The sequence below is a fragment of the Streptomyces sp. NPDC029956 genome (genome assembly GCF_055574655.1).
Genome location: NZ_JBVHZJ010000031.1, coordinates 69,694 through 82,058 on the forward strand (window position 1 = coordinate 69,694; position 12,365 = coordinate 82,058).

General features: G+C 70.9%; 8 protein-coding genes and 1 riboswitch. All 8 genes read right to left on the reverse strand.

What is annotated here, in order from left to right; genetic code table 11:
* Window positions 1-98: 98 nt before the first annotated feature.
* The 8 genes from ACZ4XX_RS23935 to ACZ4XX_RS23970 all read right to left on the reverse strand — a co-directional run bounded on the left by ACZ4XX_RS23935 (window position 99) and on the right by ACZ4XX_RS23970 (window position 12,202).
* The gene (locus ACZ4XX_RS23935; protein ID WP_468509904.1) at window positions 99-761 is read right to left on the reverse strand and encodes a deoxynucleoside kinase; all 663 of its coding nucleotides are present in this window, start codon (window positions 759-761) and stop codon (window positions 99-101) included.
* A gap of 322 nt (window positions 762-1,083) precedes the next feature.
* Window positions 1,084-1,656, reverse strand: a complete 573-nt coding sequence (locus tag ACZ4XX_RS23940; protein ID WP_468509905.1) for an antibiotic biosynthesis monooxygenase — start codon at window positions 1,654-1,656, stop codon at window positions 1,084-1,086.
* 310 nt (window positions 1,657-1,966) lie between these two features.
* Window positions 1,967-4,291, reverse strand: coding sequence for a 5-methyltetrahydropteroyltriglutamate--homocysteine S-methyltransferase (gene metE / locus ACZ4XX_RS23945; RefSeq protein ID WP_468509906.1), 2,325 nt, complete (start codon window positions 4,289-4,291; stop codon window positions 1,967-1,969).
* Between the two features lie 163 nt (window positions 4,292-4,454).
* Window positions 4,455-4,679: riboswitch (cobalamin riboswitch) on the reverse strand.
* 107 nt (window positions 4,680-4,786) lie between these two features.
* A complete protein-coding gene (locus tag ACZ4XX_RS23950; protein ID WP_468509907.1) occupies window positions 4,787-5,140 on the reverse strand; it encodes a UBP-type zinc finger domain-containing protein in 354 nt (117 codons plus the stop codon).
* Entirely contained in the window at window positions 5,137-6,645 is a 1,509-nt protein-coding gene (locus ACZ4XX_RS23955; protein WP_468509920.1) for an ATP-binding protein, read from the reverse strand. The genes ACZ4XX_RS23950 and ACZ4XX_RS23955 overlap by 4 nt, the downstream gene beginning before the upstream one ends.
* Before the next feature lie 86 nt (window positions 6,646-6,731).
* Window positions 6,732-8,408, reverse strand: coding sequence for an NAD(P)/FAD-dependent oxidoreductase (locus ACZ4XX_RS23960; protein ID WP_468509908.1), 1,677 nt, complete (start codon window positions 8,406-8,408; stop codon window positions 6,732-6,734).
* Window positions 8,409-8,576: 168 nt separating this feature from the next.
* On the reverse strand, window positions 8,577-10,991 hold the full coding sequence (locus tag ACZ4XX_RS23965; protein ID WP_468509909.1) for a hypothetical protein: 2,415 nt from the start codon (window positions 10,989-10,991) through the stop codon (window positions 8,577-8,579).
* Window positions 10,988-12,202 (reverse strand): hypothetical protein, encoded by a 1,215-nt coding sequence (locus ACZ4XX_RS23970; protein ID WP_468509910.1) that lies wholly within the window; start codon window positions 12,200-12,202, stop codon window positions 10,988-10,990. Before ACZ4XX_RS23970 ends, ACZ4XX_RS23965 begins: the two co-directional genes overlap by 4 nt.
* Window positions 12,203-12,365: the final 163 nt, after the last annotated feature.

The window sequence follows — 12,365 nt, forward strand, 5'->3', positions numbered from 1 at the left end:
CCGCTCCCGCCCCCCCCCCCCCCCCCCCCCCCCCCCCCCACCCCCACCCCCCCCCCCCCCCCCCCCCCCCCCCCCCCCCCCGGGCCCCGCACGTCGGATCAGGCGCGCCCGGTGGCCGCCGCCAGCGCGGTCCTGACCTCCTGGGCCACGCGGGCCGCGTCCTCGGCGTTGTTGACGATGTCCGTGTGGTTCATGTCGATGACGAGGACGTCGCTGGCCGAGTAGTGCTTGTGCACCCAGTCGTCGTAGCCGGACCACAGGATCCGGTAGTACTCGACCAGGTTCTCGTCCTGTTCGAAATCGCGGCCGCGCAGCCCGATGCGGTGGAGCACGGTCTCGAAGTCCGCCTTGAGGTAGACCATGAGATCGGGAGCCTTGCGGTAGGGCAGGCCGTCGATCTCCCGCATCATCTCGTCGAGCAGCCCTTCGTACACCTGCATCTCGAGGGAGCTGATCCGTCCCAGGTCGTGATTGACCTTGGCGAAGTACCAGTCCTCGTAGATGGACCGGTCGAGGACGTTGTCCCCCCGCTTGTACGCCTCCTTGATCGCGGCGAAGCGCGTCTGGAGGAAGTACAGCTGGAGGAGGAACGGGTACCGCTTCGCCTGGATCTCCTCGGGGCTCGCCGTGTAGAAGAGCGGCAGGATCGGGTTGTCGTCCACGCTCTCGTAGAAGACGTCGCTGCCCAGCTCCTTGGCGATCAGCTCGGCCACACTCGTCTTGCCGATTCCGATCATGCCGCCGACGCAGATCACGGACATACCTCACTTCTCCCTGGGGGTCTTCTGTAGCGTGGGCGGGTGAGCCGGGTGAGCTGGGTATCCCGCACCAATGAGACGCACGCCGGCGGTCACCCGATTCCCTGGGATCTTTGTGATCAGCGTCATGTGGTCCCGTCCGGACCGCGGCCCTGGGGCGGGGTCGCTGTCCTGGACCGGCCTGACCGTTCCGCGGCCGTCGCGCGCAGCGACGAGCCGCGGCCCTTGAGGCCGCCCTGAATTTTAGATGACGAATGCGCCCCGGACGGGCCGGAGCGCGAGTGCCCGCCTCGCCGCCCCGAAGGCGGTGCGCCGCCCCGGTGCGCTACGGCGTGAGCCAGCCGCGCAGCAGCCTGCTCACGGCGGGCATCGCCACGTATGTCATGAGCACATTGAACACACAGGCGACGACCGCGCTGCTGAGCAGGAGAGGGAGACCGGTCAGCCGGGGGACGAGGAGGAGGCTTCCCAGGACCGAGATCGGGTAGATCGCCAGGGTCGCGCTGATCGCCATCTTCCACCGGGGCGGTGCCGGCCGGGTCGAGCCCGGCTTGGCGAACCAGGTCTCCATGCCGGTCAGCGTGCGCCGGGCGATCTCCGTGTGGTGGTGCCCCTCGCAGTCGGCGAACCAGGCCGCCCGCTCCGGAGACTCCTGCCAGGCCCGGCACGCCGCCCCGTCCCGGAAGCGGTGAACGAGGAACCACGGGGCGTCACCCCCGGAGGAGCGGAAGAGGCCGTGCCCGAGATGCCCCGGGAAGGCGGCCGCGCTGTCGAGGATGCCCCTGGCCCACAGTTCGAAGGCCGCTTCGTGGCCGGGCTCCACCCGGCGGGCTATGAGGAGGGTCACCTCGCCGGTGTCGGCGGGGACGGTGGCGTGCTCGAGGTTGATCGCGGTCACAGGTACTCCATCCGATCTCACCGCGCCCGGCCGTACTCTACGCATGCGCCGCGAGGAGCGACGCGCGGCTCCCTCGCCGGGCGGGCCGCGGCGCCGCAGGATCCCGCCGTGCCCTCTCGTGCGAGACCCGGCCGACGTCTCCGGAGCGCAGCCTGCACCGGGTTCCCGGCCCCGCGGAGAGCGAGGAGGACCGGGCCCAGGCCCTGTCGTCGCACTCCCGCCGTCGCCCGAAGGGCGGCTCCCGCGGCGTCAGGCGCTCGGCCTCGTGCCCGGGCCGGGCGCAGTCGGCGCCCGGCCCGGACCCTCGGGATCAGGACCTCTCGGCGGCCAGTTCGGCGCGCACCTCACGGGCGGCCGCGACGAGGTTCTCCAGCGAGGCACGCGTCTCGGCCCAACCGCGGGTCTTCAGGCCGCAGTCGGGGTTCACCCACAGGCGCTCGGCGGGGATGGCCTCCAGTCCCCTGCGGAGGAGGGCGGCCGCCTCCCCGGTGCTCGGGACGCGCGGGGAGTGGATGTCCCAGACGCCGGGCCCGGCCTCGCGCGGGTAGCCGTGCTCGGCGAGTTCGTCGGCGACCTGCATGTGGGAGCGGGCCGCCTCCAGGCTGATCACATCGGCGTCGAGCTCGTCGATCGCCCGGACGATGTCCCCGAACTCGGCATAGCACATGTGGGTGTGGATCTGCGTGTCCGGCCGCACACCACTCGTGGTGAGACGGAAGGACTCGGTCGCCGAGGCCAGGTAGGCGGCATGCTCGGCCGTCCGCAGCGGCAGCGTCTCGCGCAGCGCCGGTTCGTCGACCTGGATCACCGAAGTCCCCGCCGCCTCCAGGTCGTTCACCTCGTCGCGCAGGGCGAGTGCCACCTGACGGGCGGTGTCCCCGAGCGGCTGGTCGTCCCGTACGAAGGACCAGGCGAGCATGGTCACCGGACCGGTCAGCATGCCCTTGACCGGCTTCGAGGTCTGCGCCTGGGCGTACGTCGTCCAGCGCACCGTCATCGGTTCGGGGCGGGAGATGTCCCCGGCGAGGATCGGGGGCCGGACGTAGCGGGTGCCGTACGACTGGACCCAGCCGTGCAGGGTGGCCAGGTAGCCGGTGAGCTGCTCGGCGAAGTACTGCACCATGTCGTTGCGTTCGGGCTCGCCGTGCACCAGGACGTCGATCCCCGTCTTCTCCTGGAAGGAGAGCACCTCGCGGATCTCGTCCCTGATCCGCTCCTCGTAGCCGGCGGCGTCGATCCGGCCGGTCCGCAGATCGGCCCGCGCGGCGCGCAGCTCACTCGTCTGCGGGAACGAGCCGATGGTCGTCGTCGGCAGCAGCGGCAGGCCCAGCTGGGCCCGCTGGGCCACGGTCCGTGCTGCGTAGGGCTGCGACCGCCGCCCGTCGTCATCGGTGACGGCCGCGGCACGGGCCCGTACGGCGGGGTTCCGGGTGAGGGCGGACCCGCTCCGGGACGCCAGGTCGGCGCGGTTCGCGGCGAGTTCGGCCGTGATGGCGTCGGTGCCCAGGGTGAGCCCGCGCGCCAGGACGGCGATCTCCGCGGTCTTCTGCCGGGCGAAGGCGAGCCAGCGGGCGATCTGCGGATCGATGCCCCGCTCGGCGGTGGCGTCGAGCGGCACGTGCAGGAGGGAGCAGGAGGCGGCGACGTCCACCTGATCGGCGAGCCCGAGGAGGGTACCGAGGGTTCCCAGGGACTTCTGGTAGTCGTTGATCCAGATGTTGCGTCCATTGACGACGCCCGCCACCAGGCGCTTGCCGGGCAGCCCGCCGACGGCGGCGAGGTCCTCCAGGTTGGCCGCGCCCGATTCCGTGAAGTCGAGGCCGAGCCCTTCGACCGGTGCCTTGGCCAGCACGCCCAGGGCGTCGCCGAGCCGCCCGAAGTAGGAGGCGACGAGCAGCTGGGGCCGGTCGGTGGCGGTACCGAGGTCGCGGTAGGCGCGGGTGGCGGCGTTGAGCTCGGCCGGTGTCCGGTCCTGGACCAGCGCCGGCTCGTCCAGCTGCACCCACTCCGCCCCGGCCGCGCGGAGGTCGGCGAGCACCTCCGCGTACACCGGCAGCAGCCGGTCCAGCAGGGTCAGCGGCTCGAAGTCCGGGGCCACGCCCGGTGCGGGCTTGGCGAGCAGCAGGTAGGTGACGGGGCCCACGAGGACCGGGCGGGCGCAGTGGCCGAGGGCGAGCGCCTCCCGCAGCTCGGCGACCTGCTTGCGGGAGTCGGCGGTGAAGACCGTGTCAGGTCCGAGCTCGGGCACGAGGTAGTGGTAGTTGGTGTCGAACCACTTGGTCATCTCCAGCGGTGCGATGTCCTGGGTGCCGCGGGCCATCGCGAAGTACCCGTCGAGCGCGTCCGCCGCGACGGCGGCACGGTGCCGGCCGGGGACGGCGCCGACCATCACCGTGGTGTCCAGGACGTGGTCGTAGTACGAGAAGTCACCGGTCGGAACCTCGTGGAGGCCGGCGTCGGTCAGCTGCCGCCAGTTGGACCGGCGCAGCCCGGCCGCGGTCTCCCGGAGCGCGCCGGCGTCGACACGGCCCTTCCAGTACCCCTCGACGGCCTTCTTCAGTTCGCGGTTCTCCCCCTGGCGGGGGTACCCGTACACGGTGGCTCGTACCGCCGCGGCCGCGGGCTTCGGTGTCACGGAACTCTCCTTCGCGAGATGTGTCCTGAGCGCCCCGGAGACGGGACGTGGACGCGAAGGAACGGACAGACCGGCGGACCACGACGCGGGGATGCCGCACGTGCCGCTCGATATGCGCGCCGACCCGCCCACGAGGTCACCGGGATCTCCGCACACGGAATCGTCCGCGTGCGGGCAACGGGCAGGTCTTCGGACTCGCGGGCACGCTCTCCGGATGCGACCGGAGGACACCTACTGGCCGTCGCTTCCCAGACCCGTCCGGGCCCAGTGCGTATGACGGCGGTCGTTCCCGCTCACCGCTGCGGGGCAGTCCCGGATTCCCACCGGGTTCCCTCTTGCGACGCATCCCGCCTGGCGGACGGGGCGAACCAGCTGCACGGCCACCTTAGGCGGACGAGGGCCGACCGCACACCCCTGACCGCATACCGGAACGCGACGACCGCACTTCGGCCACCCCTGGGTCGGACGGCTGCCGGACGGACGGGCCGGCAGGTCTCAGCGGTGCAGGTGCCGCTGCCAGTCCTGCGGGACGCGGTCGGCCGGGCCGGGGGCCGGCTGGTCGGCCGGGTGACCGTCGGGCGGGGCGAGGGCGGGGCCGGCGTCGTACAGGTCGTCGGTGGCGTAGTTCCAGAACCAGCTCTCGCCCGGCTCGAAGCTCTGGACGAGGGGATGCCCCGTGGACTTCCAGTGGGCGGTGGCGTGTTGGGCCGGAGAGGAGTCGCAGCAGCCGATGTGGCCGCACTCGGCGCAACGCCGCAGGTGGAACCACCAGCCGCCCACGCTGTCGCAGTCCACGCAGCCCGGGCCGCTGGGCGGGACGCTCGGGTCGATGCCCTCGATCTCGGTCATGTGCGCTCCTCGGCGGTGTCGGTGGGACGGACGGTGTCGGACCCGGACGCGGAGTCCGCTCCGGTGTCCGCCTCCGGTTCGGAAGCCGTCTCGGGGGCGGTCAGCGGCAGCAGCACCTGGAACCGGGTGTCGCCCGGGACGGACTCGACCTGGAGGCTTCCGTGGTGCTTGCTCACGACGATCCGCCAGGAGATGTCGAGGCCGAGGCCGGTGCCCTCGCCGACCGGTTTCGTCGTGAAGAAGGGGTCGAAGATCCGGCTGCGGATCTCCTCGGGGACGCCGGGGCCCGTGTCGCGGAACTCCACGAGCAGCCGGTCGCCCTCCCGGGCCGTACGGACCGTCAGGGTGCCGTCGCCGCCGTCGCTCCCGATGGCGGACACCGCGTTGTCGATGAGGTTGGTCCACACCTGGTTCAGCTCGGCCGGGTAGGCGGGCACGTCGGGGAGGGAACGGTCGTAGTCCTTGACGACGCGCACCCGGGGGCCGATCTTGCCGGTCAGCATCAGGAGCGTGCTGTCGAGGAGTTCGTGGACGTCGACCTCGCGGTGCGGGGCGCGGTCGAGCTGTGCGTACTGCTTGGCCGCGTCCACCAGGTGCGAGATGCGGTTGGTGGAGTCGTCGATCTCGTCCATCAACAGCTCTGTCTCGACCGTGTAGTTGAGCCAGCCGACGGCGCCCGGCAGCACGTCGTCGGCGACGGTCGCCGCCACCTGCTCCAGCCAGTCCGTGTCCAGACCGGCCTGGACGAAGGTGGGCGCGATGCGCCAGCCCTCCGGGATGCCGTGGTCCTCCAGCCAGTCGGCGAGCTCGTCCTCCCGGTCGGACGCCTCCAGCGGGCTGAGCACCGGTGCCTTGGCGACCCGTTCGGCGGTGCGTTCCTGGATCTCGATGAGGTCGGCGAGCGCCTCCCGGGAGTAGGGGCCCTTGGCGATGACGGACAGCTTGTGCCGCATCTTGCCGACCCGCTCCCGGAGCGCCGCCGTGGCCCGGACGGCCGCCGCGGCCGGGTTGTTGAGCTCGTGGGTGAGTCCGGCGGACAACGAGCCGAGCGCGAGGAGCCGTTCACGCTGCCCGATGGCGCGCTGGGCGTTCTTGGAGCCGAAGAACAGACCTTCGAGGAGGTGCAACGCCATGGGGAACCACTCGGCCATGAAGTCCGCGAACGACTGCGCGGGCATGACGAAGAACCGGGTGGACTCGGTCACGCGCATGGAGTTGTTGTACGTCTGGGGCACGCGGTCGCCCAGATACGCCTGCATGGCCCCGGCGTACACACCACGCTGCGAGGTGCGGCTCACTTCGACGTCGTCGCCGCCGACCCGGCGGTACAGGACGACGGTTCCCTCGATCATCACGTAGAAGCAGGTGGCGGGGTCGCCCTCGGTGTAGATGGGGCCGGGCCCGAACCGCTCCACCCGTCCCTCGGCGCACAGCCGGGAGAGCTGCTCGGGCGAGAGCTTCTCGAACAGGAACAGCGAGCCGATCTCGTGCTGGTCGCAGGGCATGACCTCGCCGCCTTCGCCTGCGTCGCCCCTACCACCGCGGTCCACGTCCTGTCCGCCCACGTCCTGTCCGTCCCTGCCCTGCCCGCTCATGACTGCTCCAGATACCGGTGGACGAGCATCACGGCCATGGCTCCCTCTCCCACGGCGGAGGCGACGCGCTTCGCGGACTGGGCGCGCGCGTCGCCCGCCACGAACACCCCGGGGACGTTCGTCTCCAGGTGGTACGGCGGCCGGTCCAGGGCCCACTCCGCCGGTGGCCGCCCGTCCGGCGTGAGGTCCGGTCCCGCCAGGATGAAGCCGTGCTCGTCGCGCAGCACCGTGCCGTCGAGCCAGTCGGTCAGCGGGGCCGCCCCGATGAAGACGAACATCCACTGGGCGTCCACGACCTCGGTCGCGCCGCTCACGGCGTCCCGCAGGGTCAGCCGCTCCAGGTGCTCCTCGCCGTGCGCCGCCTCGACGACCGTCCGGGGCCGGACGGTGATGTTCGGCGCCTCGTCGATCTGCTGGACCAGGTAGTACGACATCGACGCCGTCAGCGACTCCCCGCGCACGAGCAGTGTCACCGACTTCGCGCCCCGCGCCAGGAACACCGCGGCCTGCCCGGCGGAGTTCGCGCCGCCGACGATGTACACGTCCTGGCCCTCGCAGGAGGACGCCTCGGTGAGGGAGGAGCCGTAGTAGACACCGCGCCCGGTCAGGTCCTCGCAGCCCGGTGCCAGGAGCTGCCGGTAGGACACCCCGGTCGCGAGGATGACGCTGTGGGCGGCGACCTCGGTGCCGTCCGAGAAACGGACGACACGGGCCGCGCCGTTCACCTCCAGGCCCGTGACCTCCCGGGCCGTGAGGATCTCGGCACCGAAGCGGGTGGCCTGGCGGCGGGCGCGTTCGGTGAGCTGCCCGCCGGAGACACCGTCCGGGAAGCCGAGGTAGTTCTCGATCCGGGAGCTCTGGCCGGCCTGCCCGCCGGTCGCCGAGCGCTCGACCAGCACGGTCCGCAGCCCCTCGGAGGCCCCGTACACCGCCGAGCCGAGCCCGGCCGGGCCGCCGCCGATGACGACGAGGTCGTAGAAGTCGGCGGTCGGCGTCGTCGCGAGCCCCACCCGGGCGGCCAGCTCGGGTGCGTCCGGTTCGACCAGGGCGGTGCCGTCCGGCGTGATCACCAGGGGCAGCCGTCGGCCGTCGGCCCCGGCGGCGTCCAGGAGACGCCGTCCCTCGGGCTCGTCGGAGGAGTACCAGCGGTACGGCACCTGGTTGCGGGCCAGGAACTCGCGTACGGACGAGGAGCGCGCCGACCAGTGGTGACCGACCACCTTGGTCGCGGGCACCGGCCGGTAGTCGCTGGCGCGCCAGGCCGCCAGGAGGTCGTCCACGACGGGGTAGAGCTTCTCCTCCGGCGGGTCCCACGGCTTGAGCAGGTAGTGGTCGAGGTCGACGACGTTGATCGCGTCGATGGCCGCGTTGGTGTCGGCGTACGCGGTCAGCAGGACGCGCCGGGCCCCCGGGTACACGCCGAGGGCCTGCTCGAGGAACTCGATGCCGTTCATCTGCGGCATCCGGTAGTCGGCGAGGATCACGGCGACGAGGTCGCCCCGCAGCTTCAGCTCGCGGAGCGCGTCGAGGGCGGACTCGCCGGATTCGGCGCGCACGATCCGGTAGCCGCCGCCGTAGCGGCGCCGCAGGTCGCGGGCGATGGCGCGGGACACTCCCGGGTCGTCGTCCACCGTCAGGATGACGGTCCGTGCCGCGTCGGTGACCTGTGCCATGCGTCTCCGCCCTGCTCGCCTCGGACGGCCGGCACGGCGGCTGCCGACGCCGGCTCCCGCCCATCGTAAGTTCGATCCCGGGGGACCGCTCCGGATGGCGACGGCCCGTGCACCGCCGGCGGCCGTGCGCTACGGACCTCCGGATACGGGTCGGGCGGAGCGCGGGCGTCACGCCGCGTGCCACACGGACCAGACGGAATGCGGCGACAGCGATGCCTCGACGGTCTCCAGCCGTTTGCGCCACCCGCGAAGGCCCAGCTCCTCGGCCAGGACGACGGCGGGGGCCACGCCCCACCGCAGGACCGGTACGGTCTCCGCCTCGGCCCAGGGGGCCAGCGCGGAGCGGGCGGCCTGCGGTACGGAACCGCCTGCTCGGAGTGCGGTCGCACCCTCCAGCACGGCGATGTCGCAGATGTCGGCGCCCCGCGCCCGCAGAAGCCCGAGGAGGCCTCGGGTGTACGTGTCCGCACCGGCGGCGAAGCAGGCGTAGGCGCGGGCCAGGGTGAGCACCGGGTCGGGTGCCCAGGCCTGGTCCGCCTGCAGGAGACGCCGGGGATCGTGCCCGCTCAGACGCCCGAGCGACACGAGCGCGTCCCATTCCGCGTGAGCCATGGTCGAGAGGGGTTCCACTCGGGTCGCGCCTCCGTCGCTGTCGAGCGCCAGGGGGAGCGAGGGGTGGAGGGGGAACGTCACGCCGACGCCGGACAGCGACACACAGGTCCCCCACGTGGATCCCTCGGGATGCGCGGTGAGGAGCCAGCCGTCCGATCCGGGCAGCGGCTGCGGCGGGATCGCGCCGGGGTGGTCCCCGTGGAGTACGGCTTCCGCGGGGCGGGGGCCGGACCCGAGAACGGAATACCCCGGAAGGTCCTGCCAGACGTCGGCGCGGATGCCCACGCGGAGGGGTACGAGGCCGTTCCCGACGGTGGCAGGCAGATGGACGTCCTTCTCGATTCCCTCGAACACCTCGACCATGTCGGACCAGGACCCCCAGGGGAGGTCGACTCGCACCTCGACATGGCCGGGCCGGACATCGACCAGCGGGTCCCGCTCGATCTCCCGGACGGTCCTCTTCTCCCGCCCCACGGTGATGCCGGGGGTGTTCACGAGCGAGCCGACCAAGGGCTCCGGACCTCCGTCCGGGAGCACGAGACGAACGGCGGTTCTGCGGAACTCCGATGATTCGTGTATGGCCACCGACGCGCCCTCCGGTGCGGTGGTGGCGATACGCGACGCGAGCCGCACGAGCCGCTCCCGGTCGTCGTACCGTCCGGAGATGTACAGCCCCCCGTTCTCCCTTGTGACGTCGATCCCGCTCGGTGATTCCGGTGGAATGTCCAGCACGTTCTTGCCGATGTTCCGTCCGGCGGCGTCGACACCTTCCACGAAGACCCACGCGGCGCCGTCGTCCCCCGCGCTCCACGTGGATCTGCGGGTGCTCTCCCCTGACTGGGCCTTGCGGAGGGTGAAGACGACCTCGCGGTCGCCGCCGTCGAGGCGAAGCCGGCGTTCGGCCGGTTTGCGCCAGGAGGAAGGGCTCTTCAACTGGCACATCACGCTGAGGCTTGTCGCATGCGGAAGCCGATTCTCGAAGGGCACCTGTACCGCCTTGCTCGGCGTCTCGGGAGCCACTCGGCGCCAGAAGGTCGGACCCTCGACCTGGACGACGATCGCTTCCACGTCCCGCACGGCCGAGGCCGGCTTCACGGCTATGGACAGGAGCGCGGCCGGGGTCGGCGGTAGATGGAGCGGCCACACGCTCCGTGCCGTACCGGCGCCGTACACCTGCACCCCGGGCTCCTGACGGATGCGGGGCTGCTGCGCCCACGCGGTCTCCTTCACCGCCGGCCCGACGACCTCGGTCACCGCTTTGCGAAGGTCGATGCTGACATCACCGCTGTCGAAGTCCAGATCGAGAATTCGGGGGGCCGGATACCGTGTGTCGATGGCCTCCAGCAGTTTGCTCAGGAAGAGGCCGCGGCCCTCGACCTCCACCGACAGTTCGCCCTGCTGGCACGCGAAGCAGAAGACCAGCGTGTTCTCGGCCTTCGCGTTGAAGCCCGCGAAAGGCATTCCCGCCGCGACTTTGGAGCGTGCGCTCTCGCTGTACGGCACGTTCTGGCAGCCGTCCATGATCAGCAACTGTTCAGGGAACGACATGGAGAGGAACAGCTCGATGTGCTCCTCCACGGCGAGATTGGAGAAGACGTCGAACTCTCCGAGCGACGCTTCCTTGGTGATGAAGAGCCGCTTGGTGGACGGGTCGTAGATGCCGTGCCCCACGAGGAACACGAACAGATGACCGCCGGTCTGAGCGCGAAGTCTGGCGACGGAGTTCCCGATCTCGCGCGCCGTTGCGTCGCGCCAGGGAATCTCCGGTCCCAGCGATTCGAGCAGTGACCGGCTCGTCTCCGTCGGTTGCGCGTTGAGAATGATGTGATCGTCAGGAACGCCCGCGTTCCGTAGCCAGTTCACCGCTTCGCAGGCATCCCGTACCGCACCGCCGAGATCCTGGATGTGTGGATCGTCGTACGCGTCGATCCCGACGACCAGCGCCCAGCTGTCCGCGTATGAGCTGGTCATGGCCAGTGCTTACCGATCAAGTCGTACGTCTTCTTGTGGGACCAATAGGCGCTGTGCGATTCGGGGAACGGGACACCTGCGTCGACCTCTTCGTCGAAGATCCCGCCCACATCCGGGAACGCGGGGGCCGCGCGGAACGACAGGAAGTCGGCCGGGCTGTAGATGTTCAGCCAGGGAGTGAAGGGCTTCGTGTTCGGACCGGGCCGGAGAGAGACAAGAGAGTCCAGAAGATACAGATAGGGAGCTTGTGATCCGACGGTCACCAGCAGATCGACGTGCGGGGCGTCGGCGCCGGACATCAGATCCACCATCGCTATCCCACCGAGGCTGTGACCCACGACCACGACGGGCCCGTTCGCAGGCAGGTCCGAGATGGCCGTCGCCAGGAACTTCCGGACGTCTTCCCCGCGACGTATGTAGAACGCCACGTCGCGAATGAAGTCGGAGAACGGATCCATGAGCTTCGCCCGGTTCTCCCTGACCACGGAATTGCCGATGCGCGCTGCCAGAGGTCCGAGCGCCTTCCCGATCGTCTGCGTGAAGACGCTCCGGGTGGGAGTGCCGGACACCGCCTCGCCGACCGCACCGACCAGCTTCGTGCGCTGCTCGCCGGAGAGAGCGACGGGCGAAAGACGTGGAGGCCTGGCCGTGCGGTGAGCGTGCAGCACACAGGCGACGACGGATCGGGAGACGGCCCCGAGCAGTCCTGCGTTGCTGGCGTCTCCCACCGCTCCCGCGGCGTCGACCAAGGCCTCTGAGCCACGTACGAACGCCAAGGCCGAGCGCATCTCATCGACTTCGACCCCTGCGGCCTCCAGCGCCTCGGGCGCCACCTTGGCGTCGCTGAGCAGTTGTTGGAGCTCGACCGCCACCGTCTTCGCGTTGACCACCATGCCCGTCCGTGCCGGCGGTGCGGCGGCGAGCATCCGTAGTTCGAGCAGGGGATCGTCGATCAGCAGCCCCCAGGTGGCCACGTCGGTGACATCGCCGGAAGCCTCACCCTCTGCTGCCGCACGCGTCTGCGCCGAGGACGCCGGCAGTATGGGCGTCACATCGAGGTCGGCAGGGCCGATCTCCTTGCCCCACTCGGGGCCGACTACCGATATCGGGGACTGGGACAACCTCTTCACGCCCGCGCCGACCTTGTCGAGCGTGTCTTTGAGCCCCTCCCGAACCCCCGTACCATGCACGAATACCAGTGAGCCCTCCATCACGCACGCCTCCTGGGCATCTGACGGGCATCTGACGGGCATCTCACAGGCGCCGGAGTGAGCCTGGGCGTCTGGAACAGGAATATGCGTCCTCTTCCAGCTTGCGACCCTCGGCACCCTCTGTCCATTGCGCCGGGCGCACTCGGCCGCGCCCCGGGCTCCC